Source organism: Kitasatospora sp. NPDC058190 (genome assembly GCF_042883685.1).
Taxonomy (GTDB): Bacteria; Actinomycetota; Actinomycetes; order Streptomycetales; family Streptomycetaceae; genus Kitasatospora.
The window spans coordinates 20,108-35,152 of the sequence record NZ_JBHVVI010000094.1; the positions used below are offsets into that span (position 1 = coordinate 20,108).

17 protein-coding genes are annotated in these 15,045 nt (G+C 72.7%); 8 read left to right on the plus strand and 9 right to left on the minus strand.

Features of this window, described 5'->3' with window-relative positions; genetic code table 11:
• Window positions 1-45 precede the first annotated feature (45 nt).
• From ACFVWU_RS32965 to ACFVWU_RS32980, 4 genes are all read right to left on the minus strand, one after another.
• Window positions 46-393, minus strand: a complete 348-nt coding sequence (locus ACFVWU_RS32965; protein ID WP_387627691.1) for a VOC family protein — start codon at window positions 391-393, stop codon at window positions 46-48.
• A gap of 1 nt (window position 394) precedes the next feature.
• The gene (locus tag ACFVWU_RS32970; RefSeq protein WP_387627693.1) at window positions 395-583 is read right to left on the minus strand and encodes a CopG family transcriptional regulator; all 189 of its coding nucleotides are present in this window, start codon (window positions 581-583) and stop codon (window positions 395-397) included.
• A 115-nt stretch (window positions 584-698) separates the two neighbouring features.
• Window positions 699-1,103, minus strand: a complete 405-nt coding sequence (locus ACFVWU_RS32975; protein ID WP_387627694.1) for a hypothetical protein — start codon at window positions 1,101-1,103, stop codon at window positions 699-701.
• Window positions 1,104-1,190: 87 nt separating this feature from the next.
• Window positions 1,191-1,484, minus strand: a complete 294-nt coding sequence (locus tag ACFVWU_RS32980) for a hypothetical protein (protein ID WP_387627696.1) — start codon at window positions 1,482-1,484, stop codon at window positions 1,191-1,193.
• Between the two features lie 135 nt (window positions 1,485-1,619).
• Here ACFVWU_RS32980 and ACFVWU_RS32985 point away from each other — a divergent pair, with 135 nt between their 5' ends.
• The 4 genes from ACFVWU_RS32985 (at window position 1,620) to ACFVWU_RS33000 (ending at window position 5,925) form a co-directional block, all read left to right on the plus strand.
• Complete coding sequence (locus ACFVWU_RS32985; RefSeq protein WP_387627698.1) at window positions 1,620-2,018, plus strand: hypothetical protein; 399 nt, start codon at window positions 1,620-1,622, stop codon at window positions 2,016-2,018.
• 121 nt (window positions 2,019-2,139) lie between these two features.
• Window positions 2,140-2,715 carry a TerD family protein gene (locus ACFVWU_RS32990; protein WP_387627699.1) on the plus strand — a complete coding sequence of 192 codons (576 nt, stop codon included), beginning with the start codon at window positions 2,140-2,142 and terminating at the stop codon, window positions 2,713-2,715.
• Window positions 2,716-2,917: 202 nt separating this feature from the next.
• On the plus strand, window positions 2,918-4,960 hold the full coding sequence (locus tag ACFVWU_RS32995; protein WP_387627701.1) for an FAD-dependent oxidoreductase: 2,043 nt from the start codon (window positions 2,918-2,920) through the stop codon (window positions 4,958-4,960).
• 233 nt (window positions 4,961-5,193) lie between these two features.
• Window positions 5,194-5,925 carry a hypothetical protein gene (locus tag ACFVWU_RS33000; protein WP_387627702.1) on the plus strand — a complete coding sequence of 244 codons (732 nt, stop codon included), beginning with the start codon at window positions 5,194-5,196 and terminating at the stop codon, window positions 5,923-5,925.
• A gap of 102 nt (window positions 5,926-6,027) precedes the next feature.
• Here the strand turns inward: ACFVWU_RS33000 and ACFVWU_RS33005 are convergent, their stop codons facing one another.
• A complete protein-coding gene (locus ACFVWU_RS33005) occupies window positions 6,028-6,339 on the minus strand; it encodes an HGxxPAAW family protein (protein WP_387627703.1) in 312 nt (103 codons plus the stop codon).
• Window positions 6,340-6,457: 118 nt separating this feature from the next.
• On the opposite strand from ACFVWU_RS33005, the gene ACFVWU_RS33010 reads away from it, so the two are divergent.
• Window positions 6,458-6,943: a MarR family transcriptional regulator gene (locus ACFVWU_RS33010; protein WP_387627705.1), complete on the plus strand. Its 486-nt coding sequence runs from the start codon at window positions 6,458-6,460 to the stop codon at window positions 6,941-6,943.
• A gap of 82 nt (window positions 6,944-7,025) precedes the next feature.
• Here the strand turns inward: ACFVWU_RS33010 and ACFVWU_RS33015 are convergent, their stop codons facing one another.
• Complete coding sequence (locus tag ACFVWU_RS33015; protein WP_387627707.1) at window positions 7,026-8,249, minus strand: alpha/beta hydrolase family protein; 1,224 nt, start codon at window positions 8,247-8,249, stop codon at window positions 7,026-7,028.
• A 132-nt stretch (window positions 8,250-8,381) separates the two neighbouring features.
• Here ACFVWU_RS33015 and ACFVWU_RS33020 point away from each other — a divergent pair, with 132 nt between their 5' ends.
• Window positions 8,382-8,885, plus strand: a complete 504-nt coding sequence (locus ACFVWU_RS33020) for an AAA family ATPase (protein WP_387627709.1) — start codon at window positions 8,382-8,384, stop codon at window positions 8,883-8,885.
• 166 nt (window positions 8,886-9,051) lie between these two features.
• Here the strand turns inward: ACFVWU_RS33020 and ACFVWU_RS33025 are convergent, their stop codons facing one another.
• The 3 genes from ACFVWU_RS33025 to ACFVWU_RS33035 form a co-directional block, all read right to left on the minus strand.
• Entirely contained in the window at window positions 9,052-9,303 is a 252-nt protein-coding gene (locus ACFVWU_RS33025) for a hypothetical protein (RefSeq protein WP_387627710.1), read from the minus strand.
• Window positions 9,304-9,310: 7 nt separating this feature from the next.
• Window positions 9,311-9,745 (minus strand): hypothetical protein, encoded by a 435-nt coding sequence (locus ACFVWU_RS33030; RefSeq protein ID WP_387627712.1) that lies wholly within the window; start codon window positions 9,743-9,745, stop codon window positions 9,311-9,313.
• Between the two features lie 221 nt (window positions 9,746-9,966).
• Entirely contained in the window at window positions 9,967-13,188 is a 3,222-nt protein-coding gene (locus tag ACFVWU_RS33035) for a putative bifunctional diguanylate cyclase/phosphodiesterase (RefSeq protein ID WP_387627713.1), read from the minus strand.
• Window positions 13,189-13,537: 349 nt separating this feature from the next.
• Between ACFVWU_RS33035 and ACFVWU_RS33040 the strand changes: the two genes are divergently transcribed.
• A complete protein-coding gene (locus tag ACFVWU_RS33040; protein ID WP_387627714.1) occupies window positions 13,538-14,794 on the plus strand; it encodes an AMP-binding protein in 1,257 nt (418 codons plus the stop codon).
• 67 nt (window positions 14,795-14,861) lie between these two features.
• Window positions 14,862-15,045, plus strand: a 184-nt coding sequence (locus ACFVWU_RS33045) for a hypothetical protein (protein ID WP_387627715.1), incomplete at its 3' end; no start/stop codon positions are given.

The window sequence follows — 15,045 nt, forward strand, 5'->3', positions numbered from 1 at the left end:
ATCCGCCGTACCGGCCTGGCAGTCGTCCTCGGGCGCGGCTTGCTCCTACTGGGTCTTGGCCGGTGCCTGCAGGTTCCAGAGCCGCCCGTCGGGGTCGCGGACGGTCATGAGCCTGGTCCCGAAGTGGGTGTCCTCGAACGGGGTCACCACCTCCACGCCCTCGCCGGGCTGGAAGGCGTCGGCGTCGGCGACCTTCAGCACCAGCTGGAGCGGCGTCTCCCGGTCCGCGGGGACCTCGGCGATGAAGACGGTCGGGCCCTCGCCGTTGCGCAGCTGGCCCGAGTTGTGGTCGGTCTCGAACTCCAGCTGGTAGCCCAGGCTCTGGAAGAACTTCACGGACTTGCCCCAGTTGTGGGTCTCGATGAACACGGCTTCGATGCCTTCGGTCGTCATCTCAGTCCTCCTGGACGGATTCGTCGAACGGTTGCTCGTGCTGGGGGGTGGGGGCTTCGAGATACGCGCGCAGCGCCTCGGCGACCAGCGCCGAGAGCGACAGCTCCGACTCGATGGCGCGGTACTTGACCTGCTTGATCAGGCCGATCGGCAGGTACACGTTGAACTGCTTCACATCGTCGTCTCCCACGGCAAGGATGCTAGCACGCTAGATTGCTGGCAAGATAGCCCTGTGGGTGCGCGAGAGCCCGCCGGGCGGGCGGCCGGCGGGCTCGGTCGGGGCTCGATCGGAGCGCGGTCCGGGCTCAGCAGGCCCGGGAGAGGGGGGAGAGGTCCGGCTCGACCCAGGCGGTGCGTGCCCGTTCGTCGGCCAGGGTCTCGGGCCGGTAGTGACGGGTGAGCAGGTCCCGGTCGAGCAGCTCGGGGTGGCGGGCGGCGAACTCCTCGAAGTCGCCCGCGCCGTCGGCGTGCTGGGCCACCAGCTCGACCCAGGCCCGGGTCATGGTGACGTGGAACTTCTGCGGCGCCCCGGCCTTGGTGGCGGTGCGCCGGATGCCCTCGCCGATGAGGTCGAGCGCGGCGGTGGCGCCGTGGCGGCGGACGGCGAGCCAGGTGAGCCGGACGTGCTGGCGGTGGCCGAAGCGCTCGGCGTCGGCCATCACCTCGCGCAGCAGCTCGTCGAAGGCGTCGGGGGTGATGGAGGAGGTCATGCGGAGGCCTTCGAGCAGGAGGTGGAAGCGGACGGAGGATTGTAGGTTTTCGGGCTTTTCATCCGCAAACCACCCCTGCGGGCGGATTCAGCGCGCAGTGTGCTCCGGCATCGGCTGCTCGCAGCCCGCGACCGCCAGCACGCAGGCGAGCGGGTGCTCCGCCCGGCCCGTGCGGTCGAGGGTGACGGCGAGCGGCTGCGGCGGCTCCTCGGGCAGCTGGCCGGAGAGCGTCAGGGGGTAGCTGCCGTGGCCGTGGACGCGGTGGAAGGCGCACTCCCTGCCGTCCACCAGCAGCTCGGTCTCGGTGATCCAGCCGGAGCGGACGTTGACGGTGACCGAGTGTCCGGCCCGGTCGACGTGGAAGCTGTACCGCTGGCGCATGGGAACCTCCTGCGAGGGCCTCGCATCAGGGCGGGTCCGTCGAGGCGAACAGGGCGGCCGGAGCCAGTCTAGGGCGGCCGTACGGACCCGGCGCCCCGGCCGGTACTGTGCTCCGTGTGCGGAGGGGAGGGGCGCGTGCTGCGACGCTGCGAAGCGGGCGACGAGCGCGGGGAGGGCGAGTACCTCCTGGTGCTCCACCGGGTCGCCGTGAAGGCCCGGTCCGGCCGGGCGGCGGGCCCGCCGCCGGAGCCCGGGGCGCTGGAGACCTGGGCCGACGGCGGTGCGACCAGGGCGGTCCTGCGACGCCTCGGCGCGCACGCCCTGCCGACCCTGGCCCGGCACGAGCCGGACATCGACCACAGCACGCGGATCAAGGAGCCGGCCACGGCCGCGCTGGTGCGGGAGATCGGGCAGGTGGACCTCGCGCGGCTGCCGGAGGGCGAGCGCGCGCTGCTGCGCCTGCTGTCGGACTGGGGGCGTCGGGCGGCCGCCGCCCGGGGTGCGCTGCGGATCATCATCGACGACGTGAGGTGAGGCGGCGGTTCCCGTTCCCGGCCCTGAGAAATCCCCGGGGCGGGGCCCGCCTGCAGGCGGATTCTCGCGATCTCTACAGTGCTGTAGATTCGTCCGCAGGGAGAGATCCGAGGAGGGCATTGTGGGAGTTTCGCTGGCCAAGGGCGGCAACGTCTCGCTGAGCAAGGAGGCGCCGGGTCTGAGCGCCGTGATCGTGGGTCTCGGCTGGGACGTGCGCACCACCACCGGGGCCGACTACGACCTGGACGCCAGCGCGCTGCTGTGCAACGCGCTCGGCAAGGTGGTCTCGGACCAGCACTTCGTCTTCTTCAACAACCTGCGCAGCCCCGAGGGTTCGGTCGAGCACAGCGGCGACAACCTGACCGGTGGCGGCGACGGCGACGACGAGCAGATCAAGGTCGACCTGTCGCGGGTGCCGGCGGACGTCGCCAAGGTCGTCTTCCCGGTGTCGATCTACGACGCCGACGCCCGGCTGCAGAACTTCGGCCAGGTCCGCAACGCCTTCATCCGGATCGTCAACCAGGCCAACGGCCAGGAGGTCGCCCGCTACGACCTGAGCGAGGACGCCTCGACCGAGACCGCGATGGTCTTCGGCGAGCTGTACCGCAACGGCGCCGAGTGGAAGTTCCGCGCCATAGGCCAGGGCTACGCCTCCGGCCTGCGCGGCATCGCCACCGACTACGGCGTCAACGTCTGACCCCAGGCGTTCCCGGGCCCCGGTCTCCGCTCCAGGAGCCGGGGCCTCCGCATGTCCGCCCGCACCCGTCTCCGCGGCTCGCCTCCCCCCGGCTCACGTCTTTTCGGCTCGCCGACCCGATATGCAACTAGTTGCATAGCACCTCGACCGTCCCCTACCCTGCGGTAACAATTCCCACCGGCCGCCCCTTCAGGAGACGTCGATGAGCTCCACGCCCGGCAGCAACAGCTACCCGCACCTGCTCAGCCCGCTCGACCTCGGCTTCACCACCCTGCCCAACCGCGTGATCATGGGCTCGATGCACGTCGGCCTGGAGGAGGCCCCCGGCGGCTACGAGCGGATGGCCGCCTTCTACGCCGAGCGCGCCCGAGGCGGCGTCGGCCTGATCGTCACCGGCGGCATCGCCCCCAACGAGGCCGGGCGCCCCTGGGAGGGCGGCGCGATGCTGACCACCGAGGAGGAGGCCGACAAGCACCGGGTGGTCACCGACGCCGTGCACGCGGCCGGCGGGCGGATAGCCCTGCAGATCCTGCACTTCGGCCGCTACGCCTACCACCGCGACCTGGTCGCCCCCAGCGCCCTGCAGGCCCCGATCAGCCCCTTCGTGCCCAACGAGCTCACCGCCGAGCAGGTCGAGCAGACCGTCGAGGACTTCGCCCGCTGCGCCGAGCTCGCCCGCCGGGCCGGCTACGACGGCGTCGAGATCATGGGCTCCGAGGGCTACCTGATCAACGAGTTCATCGTCGCCGCCACCAACCGCCGCGAGGACGAGTGGGGCGGCCCGTACGAGCGCCGGATGCGCTTCCCGGTGGAGATCGTCCGCCGGGTCCGCGAGCGGGTCGGCGAGGACTTCATCATCGTCTACCGGCTCTCCATGCTCGACCTGGTACCCGGCGGCTCCACCCTGGACGAGGTGGTCCAGCTCGCCCAGGCCGTCGAGGCGGCCGGCGCGACCATCATCAACACCGGCATCGGCTGGCACGAGGCCCGCATCCCCACCATCGCGACCTCCGTGCCGCGCGGCGCCTTCGCCTGGGTCACCAAGCGGGTCATGGGCAAGGTCGGCATCCCGCTGGTCACCACCAACCGCATCAACACCCCCGAGATCGCGGAGCAGTTGCTCGCCGACGGCTGCGCCGACCTGGTCTCGATGGCCCGTCCGCTGCTCGCCGACGCCGAGTTCGTCAACAAGGCGCAGGGCGGCCGCGCCGACTCCATCAACACCTGCATCGGCTGCAACCAGGCCTGCCTGGACCACACGTTCAGCCTCCAGATCACGTCCTGCCTGGTCAACCCGCGTGCCTGCCACGAGACCGAACTCGTGCTCTCGCCCACCAAGCTGCGCAAGCGCATCGGCGTCGTCGGGGCCGGACCGGCCGGGCTCGCGTTCGCCGTCTCCGCGGCCGAACGCGGCCACGACGTCACCCTGTTCGACGCCGCCGACGCGATCGGCGGGCAGCTGAACATCGCCCGGCGCATCCCTGGCAAGGAGGAGTTCGACGAGACGCTGCGCTACTACCGCACCCGACTGGCCGAGTTGGCCGTCACCCAGCGCCTCGGCGCCGTCGTGACCGCCGAACAGCTCACCGCCGAGGGCTTCGACGAGATCGTCCTCGCGACCGGCGTCACGCCCCGAACCCCCGTCGACATCCCGGGAATCGACCACCCCAGCGTGCTCGGCTACCTGGACGTGCTGCGCGACGGCGCGGCCGTCGGCGAGCGGGTCGCCATCCTCGGTGCGGGCGGGATCGGCTTCGACGTGGCCGAGTTCCTCACCGACCAGGGCGACCAGGCCAGCCTCAACCCGCCGGTGTTCCAGGCCAAGTGGGGCATCGACCCGGAGTACCACGAGCGCGGCGGACTGCGCGCCCCCGAGCGGCCGAAGCCCCCGCGCAGCGTCCACCTGCTGCAGCGCAAGACCACCAAGGTCGGCGCCGGGCTCGGCAAGACCACCGGTTGGATCCACCGCACCGAGCTCAAGCACCGCGGCGTCACCATGGTCGCCGGCGCCGGCTACGACCTGATCGACGACGCCGGGCTGCACTACACCGTGGACGGCGAGCGCCAACTCCTGCCGGTGGACACCGTGGTGCTCTGCACCGGCCAGGAGCCGCGCCGCGACCTGTACGAGGCGCTGCGCGAGAACGGCGTGACCGCGCACCTGATCGGCGGCGCGGACGTGGCGGCGGAGCTGGATGCCAAGCGGGCCATCAAGCAGGGCACCGAGCTGGCCGCGAGCATCTGACGTCGGGTGGTCAGGGGGTCACCCGGCGCACGGGGCCCGCGGCGCGTCGCGTCGCGGGCCCTCGGTGTACCTCTGCGTACCTCGGTGCACCTCCGCGTACTTCGGCACGTCCGGGCGCACCCCGGCCCTACCCCGCTCTGAGCTGGGGCGACACCCGCCCCGCGCGCCCCGCCCGACCCCCGGTGGGACACTGGTGCCCTGTCCCTGCCCGAACTCCCGACCGGGGGCCAGCCATGTCCCTCCCGAGGCCTCTCCACGCCCTCGCAGCCGTGGTCCTGGTCGCGGCGGCCGCCCTGGGGCCGGCCCAGCCGGCATCGGCGGCACCGGCCGAGGACCTCCCCTCCGCCGACCAGCTGAAGTCGGCGCTGCTGACCGCGAACGACCTCGGCGCCGACTACACCGAGATCCCCACCACCGAGAGCCCCAGCCCCAGCCCCGGTGAGGACCCCACCCCGGTCACCGGTTGCGACGCGCTCAGCGCCTTGATCGAGATGCACGCCACCGCCCCGGGCCCCGCCACCCCGCGCGCCGAGACCGAACTCGACGGCCCGGACGGCAACCCGATGGTGACCCAGTCCCTCACCGCCGAGGACTCCGACAGGCTCACCACCGACGTCGACACCGCCACCGACGCGTTCGAGACCTGCCACACCATCACCTTCAACGCCGACTCCACCGACACCGTGACCTTCACCGTCACCCCCGTCATCCTCGGCGACCGCCCGGACGCCCCCGCCGTCCGTCTCGACGGCACGATCGCCGGCGTCCAACTCAACGCCTACATCGGCATCGAGCGCTTCGGCACCGTCGGCATGGTCTTCGGCTTCTTCCAGCGCGAGGGCGCCGACTCCCAGGCCGCCGCGGCGCAGTACCGCACCGCCGTCGCCAAGGTCGAACACATCCTCGGCACCACGGCCGGCAGCACCACCCCGCCCACCGCCGCCGCCCAGGGCATGTCGGTCTGACCCGTCAGGGCGGGCGGCGGCCCGACCCGTGCCGTGCCCGCCGCGCCTCGCAGCGGGCACGGCCTCTTCCCTTGTGCATCGGCATGGCGAATGGTCACCCGCCTAGCTTTCGGTGGTGCGGAAGGCGAGGCGGCAGCCGAGGCAGTTCGGGTGGCCGTGGCGGCCGGTGTGGTCGCGGGTGCGCCAGTGGCGCAGGTGGGGTGGGCGGGGGCCGGTGGGTTTGCCCCACCCGGCGAGGTGCAGCAGCCAGCTGGCGAGGCCGCCGAGCGCGGTGAGTGCTCCGCCCGCCCAGAGGCCGGGTGCGGAGCCGAGGACGAGGGCCAGGCCCGCGACCGCGAAGCCGAGGGTGGCGATGGCGGAGCCGGTCCAGCCCGCGACGGTGTGGCCCATGTCGTGGTCACCGTGTGCACTCATGGATCCTCCTGTGGTGTGAGATGGGCAGGTGGCGGTGAACGAACGGGGCTCGATCGGGTCGACGCCCCAGTCCGTTTATCTCACGAGATAAGTTACTTAGATGCTAAGGAGATCCTGGGTGAAGGGCAAGCCGCGCCCCCGGGCGACGCCCGAGCAGGCGCAGTACGCGATGGACCGGATGATCGCGTTGGCCCAGTTCGGCCAGCAGGACATCGCCGCCCGGCTCGGGCTCAACGTCACCGACCTGACCTGCCTCGGCTTCGTCATCGAGGCGGCGCTCGCCGGCGAGTCGCTGGCCGCCGGCGACCTCGCCGAGCGGGCGCAGCTGACCACCGGGGCGGTGACCGGGGTGCTCAACCGACTGGAGAAGGCCGGGTACGCGCGCCGCGAGGCCGACCCGGGCGACCGGCGCCGGGTACGGGTGGTGATGGCGCCGGACGCGCAGCAGCGCATCCTGCAGGTCTACGGCCCGTTCTACGAACGCATCGGCGCGCTGTTCGCCGACTACACGCCGGAGGAGACCGCCGTGATCGCCGACTGGTTCACCCGGGCGCGGTCCGTCCTGGCCGAGTCGCTGGAGGAGATCCGCGCCGAGACCCCGTAGCGGCGCGAAACGCGGAATGCCCCTGGTGCCCGGCCGCCGCCGAGTACCAGGGGCATTCCCGTAGGTCCCGCCCGAAGCCGGGCTACGGAAGGAACTTGACTTCCGGGAACCGCGGCGAAGGCCCGTCCAGCAGGTGCCCGCGCCGGTGGCGCAGGTGCTGGTCGAAGAAGGCGAGCGGGTAGGCCTGCTGGATGAGCATCCCGCGCTCGGGGTCGAGGGTGCCGACCTGCTGCTGGATCTGCTGCTCGCTCATCCCGAGCAGCTTGCCGGCCTGCGGGATCAGCGTCATGTTGTCCCCGTACGAGGAGTGGACGGCGCCGTCGGCCTGGATGTTGAGCCGCCAGCCGCGCAGGTGGGTCCAGAAGGTCTCGGCGGCCGAGTCCGGGGTGCGGGGCCAGTCGGCGGTCATCATCAGGAACGGCCGGTCGAGGTCGGTGGTGATGGTCGGGATCATCGGTCCGTCGAGGCTCAGCCCGGCCCGGACGCGCGGGTCGACGACCGCCGTCTGGGCGGTGACGCTGCCGCCCTTCGACCAGCCGAACATGCCGATGAGCTGCGGGTCGGGGGCGCCGAGCAGGCCCTCGGGCAGCTCGCGCCGGTCGGCGTCGGGATTGCGGCCGGCTGCGAGCTCCTCGACACAGTCGAGCACGAAGCGGAAGTCCGGGACGTAGGCGAGCACACCCGTGTCGATGTTCGGGTTCCTCGCCGGGGTGACCGGCGGGCGGCCGGGGAACTGGGTGAAGGCGTCGTGGGGGAGGTCGACGGTGACCACGATGTAGCCGTGGCTGGCGAGCTCCTGGACGATGACCGTGTGGTCGCCCCGGTGGCTGTGTGCGCCGTGCGCGTAGACGACGACGGGCAGCCGGTGGCCGGTTCGGTGGACGGGCGCGCCCACGTGCCCGGAGGTGAGCGGGGCGACGGAGAGCGGGAGCGGGTAGCCGGTGTCGTCGAGGAAGAGCTGCATCGGGCCGTCGGCCAGCCAGGGGGCGAGCGGGAGTCCGTCCGTCTGCCGGGCCGGGTACCAGACGCTCGCCATCAGCTCGCGGTACTGGCCGGGCCCGGCGGCCGGGTCCGGCCGGGAGGCGTCGCGCAGGTGCAGGGCGACGGTGCCGACGGGGTGCGGGCCGGTGGGCGCGGGCAGGGTGAGTCGGCCGGTCGCGCTCCCGGAGGCGGAGGGCGAGGAGGGCGAAGAGGCCCAGGAGGTGGAGGCCAGGCCGAGCGGGGCGGCGGCGCCCAAGGCCAGGGCGGTGCCCAGCATGCGACGGCGCGTCAGTCCGTTGGAGCCGGTGAACGGCGTGGTGTCCATGCGCGGAACGGTGTCACGCGGCGCGGGCGGGCGGCATCGGTCCACCGATTGATCTCCCCGCCGCGCGCATTGGCCCACGGGTTTACATCCCCAGGCTGATGCGGGCGCCGGGCCGACGGCTAACCTCCGGGCATGACAGGGCGATTGAGCACCGTGGTGCTGATGTGCGGACTCCCGGGCGCGGGCAAGACCACCTACGCCAAGGAGCTGGAACGGCGCGGCTACGTCCGGCTCTCCATCGACGAGGTGGTCTGGCAGCGGATCGGGCAGCGCGACGCCGGCCGGGTGCTGGAGCCGGTGGCCTTCGACCGGCTGAAGGATCAGATCCGCGGCGAGCAGCGCCTGGAACTCGTCGAGTTGATGCGCGCCGGGCGGAACGTCGTGGTGGACTACAGCTTCTGGAACCGGGCCGCCCGGGACGACTACAAGGCGCTGGTGGAGAGCCACGGCTGCCGCTGGGAACTGGTCCACCTCAAGGCCGACCGGTCGACCCTGGAGGCCCGCCTCGCGGTGCGCAACGAGCAGCAGGGCGCCAACGCCGTCACCGTGGACGAGGAGCTGTTCGGCCGCTACTTCGACAACTTCGAGGAGCCGGTGGGGGAGGGCGAGCAGGTCCTCGTCCAGCCCCGGGCGTAGCCGGCCCCGGTTCCGCCGCGGCACACCCTCGTCGCCCCGCCGCCTGCGCCCGCCGCCTTGACGTAGCCGGACGCCGGCCCGAGCCGGATGCCGCCTGGCGGGCCGCCGGCGAACGCCGCAGCGGCGGCCGGGTCTCCTTGACCGCCGCCTGATCCGACCGCTGGAACTACTCCCCGGCCGTGGTGCCCTGGCGCTCCTGCCCGGTGTCGAAGAAACGGTCCAGGTATGCCTCCCCGTCGAGCCGGCTGCCTCGCAGCAGCGAGAACACCTCGTCCCCGTCGCCCGGGCGGCCGTCGGTGGCCAGGCGGTACGACTGGGCCAACTCCAGGTAGCGGAGGCCGTTTTCGCTCGCGTACCGCCGAGCCTCGTCCTCGGCCCGGGCGATGGCCCCATCCGTCGACCCTCGGGCCGGGAGCACGGTCTTCTCACCCGGTGCGTGCGGCGGCCCGGGCCTCTTCCATGTCGGCCACGAGGGATTCCACCCTCCTGTTCGCCTTCGAGCCCCAGCCGTATCCCGCCAGCAGCGGCAGCTGGTCGGACTTGCCGTCGGCCAGTACCAGTTCGGGGAGGTCGGAGGAGAAGAGCGTTCCCGGGACCGTGGCGCACTCCACCCTCTCGACCTCGGACCAGGTGTACGAGCGTGCCCGGAGCAGTCCGGAGTACTTCAGCCCGGCCGGTCCGAAGGACGCTCCGCACATCGGGGCGCGCACCGTCAGGACCAGCCCGGGGATTCCGGCGAGGACGATCGGAATCAGGTCGTCGACCCTGGTGGCGTACGCCGCGGTGGAGACCGAGATCAGTACGCACACGAGCCCGATCAGGAAGTAGGCGATCGCCCACGGACTGCGCCGCTTCTGCATGGTGCTACCCCGGTCACGTCGTGCGCCGGGGAGCCGTCCGGAGATCGGACGGCGCCCCGGCGGGTTGGTTCAGCGGATCAATGCCGGCTCAGGAGCTGTCCTGAGCAGGGTCGCTCGCTGCCACAGGCCGACTCCGACAACGTACCCTCGGCGGGGTGGTCCCGCGTCGATTGCCGTGCCTTTGCCTTTGCCTGTGCATGGCGATTCGGGCCGGCTGCGGCTCAGGCCGCCTCGAACGTCGCCCGCCGCACGAGCGCCCGCGCCTGCGGCCCGTCCATCGGGCGCGCGAACAGGTACCCCTGCCCCAGCGGGCACCCCATGGCCGCGAGCAGGTCGCGCTGGTCGGGGTGTTCGATGCCTTCGGCGATGACCTGGACGTCGAGGGTGTCGGCGATCCGGGTGATGCCCTCGACCAGGGCGTACTGCTGGGGGGAGCGGCCGAGGCCGTCGATGAAGGACTTGTCGATCTTGAGGATGGAGATCGGGAGCTCGCGCAGGTACGACAGCGACGAGTAGCCGGTGCCGAAGTCGTCGATGGCGAGGCCGACGCCGAGGTCGCCGAGGGCGGCCATGTCGGCACGCAGGCGGTCGTCGCGGCGCATCAGGACGGACTCGGTGAGCTCCAGGACCAGGGTGCACGGGTCGATGGCCGAGGTGTCCAGGGCGTGGCGGACGACGTCCATGAAGCCGGCGTCGCGGAACTGGCGGGCGGAGACGTTGACGTTGACCCGCAGCGGGGGTCGTCCGGCGGCGGCGCGGGGGGCGGAGCTGGTGGCGTGCCAGGCGGCGGCCTCCTGGACGGCGCGTTCCAGGATCCAGGCGCCGAGCGGGACGATCTGGCCGCTCTCCTCGGCGAGGGCGATGAACTCGTCGGGCAGCACCATGCCGCGCCGGTCGTGCGGCCAGCGGACCAGGGCCTCGAAGCCGACCAGGTCGCCCGTGCGCAGGTCGACGATCGGCTGGTAGTACAGCTGGAAGGCCGATTCCGCGATCGCCAGGTCCAGGTTCTCGTTCAGCTCGTGCCGCTCCACCAGCCCGGCCTGCAGGGCCGGCCGGTAGTGGCACCACTGGCGGCGCCCGGCCGCCTTGGCCGAGTAGAGCGCGAGGTCGGCGTGGGTGAGCAGTTCGGCCGCGTCCACGCTGTCCTCGGTGGTCGCCACGCCGATGCTGGCGCTGACCCGGACCGCGCCCGAGCTCAGCTTGAAGGGTTCGGCGAACGCCGCCAGCACGGTGCCCGCCAGGGTGTCCACGTCGCCGGGGCGGAGCGCGTCCTCGACCAGCACCGCGAACTCGTCGCCACCGAGCCGGGCGGCGGTGTCCGAGCTGCGCAGCGCGGTGGAGATCCGCAGCGAGACGGCGACCAGCAGTTCGTCGCCGACCGCGTGGCCCTGGGTGTCGTTGACCACCTTGAAGTCGTCCAGGTCGATGAAGAGCACCCCGGTGACGGCGCCGCTGCGCTCGCCGCGGGAGAGGGCGTGACCGACCCGGTCCTGGAACAGCACCCGGTTGGCGAGGCCGGTCAGTGAGTCGTGGAAGGCCCGGTGGGTCAGCTCGCGTTCCATCCGGCGCTGCTCGGTCACGTCGCGCAGGGTGAGCACCAGGCCGCCGACGGTCGGATCCGCCCGCAGGTCGGTGTAGCGGACCTCGGCCTCGATCGGGGTGTGGTCCTGGCGCAGCAGCCGCCAGTGCTCGCGCGGCTGGTCGCCGTGCGGCGGGTCGGCCGGGCCGCGCATCCGGGCCAGCGCCTTGCCGACGGCCCGGATGTCCTCGGGCGGGACGAGGTCGGTCAGCAGGGTGCCGTCCAGGCGCGGGTAGCCGAGCACCCGCTCGGCGGAGGAGGAGGCGTAGCGCACGCCGTCGTCGGCGTCGAGGATCAGGATGACGTCGCCGGCGTTCTGCACCAGGGTGCGGAAGTACAGCTCGCTGTTGCGCCGGGTGACCTCCTGGCTCAGCACCACCCGCTCGACGGCCAGTGCCGCCTGCGCGGCGAGGATCTCCAGCGAGCTCCAGAGGCTGGTCAGCTCCTGCTCGGTGCCGGTGACCACCAGCGCGCCGATCACCGGGTCGCCGGAGGGGCGTTCGGCCAGGGTGAGCGGGCAGACCAGGGCGGAGGGCATCCGGCCCAGGTCGGCGGGCAGGTTGACGGAGCCGACGGGCAGCAGCCGGGTCTCCCGGTCGGCGGCGAGGGCGAGCACCTCGTCGTCGGCGTACGAGTCGTCGGGGCCCGGGCTGTCGACGTTCGGGCCGTCGGCGACCGACGGCGCGGGGCGGTGCTGCGCCGGGTCCGGGCCGGCGCGCCGGACGTGCAGCACGCCCGACCCGCTCCCCGACCCGTCTCCTGACCCGGCGCGGGTCTCGGCGACCGCGAGCAGGGCGAGGTGCCCGGGCTCGGCGGGCATCAGGGTGGAGGCGGCGGACTGGACGGCGTCCGCGACCTCCGCCACGGTGACGGCCGCGGTCAGCCGGGCGCCCGCCTCGCGCAGCGCCCGTTCCCGGGCCACCACCTGACGTCTGGCGACCACGACGACGGCCAGCCGGGCCAGCACGAGCAGGTAGAGCAGGGCGGAGAAGGCGCCGATCACGCCCGCGTTGCTGGTGTTCCCGGCCAGCGACTCGATGATCAGGATGGCGGGCGCGATGAGCGAGGCGAGGGTGAGCAGGACGAGCCGGGTGGTGGAGAGGTCCGGCTGCTGGGTCGGGACCGGTTTCGTCAGCTCGACCATCGAGGGGTGCAGCGCGGCCGCGCCCCAGGCGGTGTAGAAGGCGGCCCAGCCGAGATCCACGCCGGTGCCGGTCTGCCAGGTGCCGTGCAGCTGGATCAGCCCGTAGAGGATGTCGGAGGTGAGCAGGCCGAGGGCGCCGACGGTGAGCAGTCGCAGGGAGCGGGAGTTGCCGCCGCGCGGGGTCAACAGCCGCAGCAGCAGGGCGAGCACGACCACGTCACCGAGCGGGTAGGCGATCGAGACGGCCTTCTGGAGCCAGGTGAGGTCCGGGTTCCGGGCGTACGGGAGGATCAGGTAGATCCAGACCAACAGGGCCAGGCCGAGGGTGATGATCAGCGCGTCCAGCAACCCGGCGCGGTCCTGACGGGCCGTTCGCCAGCGGATGAAGCCGAGCAGGCCGACCGCGTAGAGCAGGAACTCGGCGAGGTAGAAGCCGTCGGCGATGGACGGGAACGGGTTGTTGAGGTGCAGGACGTCGAGCTCGAAGATCTGGATTGCCTGGCCCGTGGTGAAGCTCAGGTTGGCGAGCGCCAGCAGGTACCAGAACAGTGGATGGCGCGGGCGGTTGAGCCGGACGCCGATCACGACGGCGGCGACGCCGCCGAGGCCGATGCCCGTCCACCAGACGACCCGCGACCCGGGGTCGGCGAAGTAGCTGCCGGTGAACAGCACCATCCAGAGCAGGTAGCAGGCCATCAGGCGTTGTCGCCGGCGAGTCAATGAGGCTACCTCCTCCACGACATCACCCCGCCGGTCGGCCGGGGGAGTGCGGGCGAGGGCGGGCGAGGGCGGGCTGTGCCGCTGTACGGGGGGTCAGTGCGCGGTGGTCGGCGCGGTGGTCGGCGGTGTCGAGGCGGTGTCGACGCGGCGTCGATGCGGTATCGACGCGGTATCGACGGGGCGGATCGGCGCACAGGCCGGCGTCCGGCGTTGTCCCGCGACGGACGGTTTCGGTGTGCCGTGGGTGCGTATAGTCGAAAATGTCGCATCTCCCAGCATTCTGCCGCTTCAGCACGAGGTCAAGCCGGTGGACGACGCAGCCGACAGCGCACAGGGCGTACGAGCGGATGTGAGCTCCCGAAGTCACGCCGTGGTGCGCAACGACGACGGCCAGTACGCGATCTGGCCCGGGGACTTGACCGTACCGGGCGGCTGGCGCCCGGTGTACGGGCCCGCCGGCCGGGCGGAGTGCCGGGCCTGGGTGGAGCGGCACTGGCAGGGGCCGGGGCCGACGGTGGCCCGTGCCGGGTTCGCGGAGACGATGCACGGGCTGTTCCGGGCACGGGCGGCGCACGACCCGGCGGCGGTCGCGGTGGTGGGCGCGGGCGCGGGCGCGGGTGACGGGGGCGACGAGGGCACGACGCTCAGTTACCGGGAGTTGGACGAGCGCAGCGACCGGCTGGCGGGCGCGCTGCGGGCGCGCGGGGTGGGACCGGAGCAGGTGGTGCCGGTGTGCCTGGGGCGCGGGGTGGAGCTGGTGGTGGCCTGGCTGGGGGTGCTCAAGGCGGGCGGGGCGTTCCTGCCGCTGGACCCGGCGCATCCGCGACGGCGGCTCGCTGCTCGATCGGCCGCCCGCCTGGCCTCCTGCCTGGGATCCCAACTGCCCGCTGGTGACGGGCCGGTGGCCTTCGGCGGCACGCTCGGTCCGGGGGAGCTGCTGGCGGCGTACCGGTGCGGACTGTTCCCGCTGCAGGCGGCGGACGTGTACACCAGCGCGTACAACGAGGCGATGTACGGGGACGCGGTCGAGTCCGGTGAGGTGCCGGTGCTCCCGGGCGGGGAGGACCCGTACGCGCTGGCGTGGTGGTCGCCGGACCCGCGGCCGGTGCTGCGCCCGGACGCGGTGCGGCTGCCGCGTCGGCTCGCCCGGCGGCTGCGGGGCGCGGTGCGGTGGTCGACCACCGCCGACCGGGCCTTCGGCGAGGTGCTCGACGCCTGCGCCGATCGGCGTCAACCGTCCTGGCTCACGGCGGAGTTGATCGCTTCGCTGACGGAGCTGAACGCGCGGGGCGCGGCGCACAGCGTGGAGGTGTGGGAGGGGGAGGAGCTGGTCGGCGGGGTGTTCGGGGTGGCCGTCGGGTCGGTGCTGAGCCTGGACTCGATGTTCCACCGCCGCCCGGACGCCGCCCGGGTCGCGGTGGCCGACCTCGGGGCCCGGTTCGGCGCGGTGGGCGGGCGGCTGCTGGACGCCCAGTGGGACGGGCCGTACGTCCGCAGCCTCGGGACGGTGCCGATGGAGCGCTCCCGGTACCTCGCCGAGCTGGCCGGGGCCGTTGTGACGGGCCCGCTGAGGGGCGATCGACTGCCCGCCGCGCGGCTGGTCTGACCTGCGCCTTCGCGACGCCTTGGCCTGTCTTCGACAAACTTATTCCTCGTCAGTAACATCGCGTTGCGTGTTCAAACCCTCGATAGGCAGGGCCGCGCCCGCCGCCCTGCTCACCCTCGTCCTCGCCGGAACGGCCGCGTGCGGGCCGACCAGCCCCGGCAGCAGCCCGCAGGCCGCCGTCGAACCGGCCGCCGCCACCTCCAGCACCGCCGCCGACACCGGCGCGGCCGCCGCCGGGGGCAGCCCGGCGG

What these genes read in the sequence shown, in the direction of transcription:
- ACFVWU_RS32965 (WP_387627691.1), bottom strand. Translation starts at nt 393, where the DNA reads ATGACGACCGAAGGCATCGAAGCCGTGTTCATCGAGACCCACAACTGG.
- ACFVWU_RS32975 (WP_387627694.1), bottom strand. Translation starts at nt 1,103, where the DNA reads ATGACCTCCTCCATCACCCCCGACGCCTTCGACGAGCTGCTGCGCGAG.
- ACFVWU_RS32980 (WP_387627696.1), bottom strand. Translation starts at nt 1,484, where the DNA reads ATGCGCCAGCGGTACAGCTTCCACGTCGACCGGGCCGGACACTCGGTC.
- ACFVWU_RS32995 (WP_387627701.1), top strand. Translation starts at nt 2,918, where the DNA reads ATGAGCTCCACGCCCGGCAGCAACAGCTACCCGCACCTGCTCAGCCCG.
- ACFVWU_RS33000 (WP_387627702.1), top strand. Translation starts at nt 5,194, where the DNA reads ATGTCCCTCCCGAGGCCTCTCCACGCCCTCGCAGCCGTGGTCCTGGTC.
- ACFVWU_RS33005 (WP_387627703.1), bottom strand. Translation starts at nt 6,339, where the DNA reads ATGAGTGCACACGGTGACCACGACATGGGCCACACCGTCGCGGGCTGG.
- ACFVWU_RS33015 (WP_387627707.1), bottom strand. Translation starts at nt 8,249, where the DNA reads ATGGACACCACGCCGTTCACCGGCTCCAACGGACTGACGCGCCGTCGC.
- ACFVWU_RS33020 (WP_387627709.1), top strand. Translation starts at nt 8,382, where the DNA reads ATGACAGGGCGATTGAGCACCGTGGTGCTGATGTGCGGACTCCCGGGC.
- ACFVWU_RS33030 (WP_387627712.1), bottom strand. Translation starts at nt 9,745, where the DNA reads ATGCAGAAGCGGCGCAGTCCGTGGGCGATCGCCTACTTCCTGATCGGG.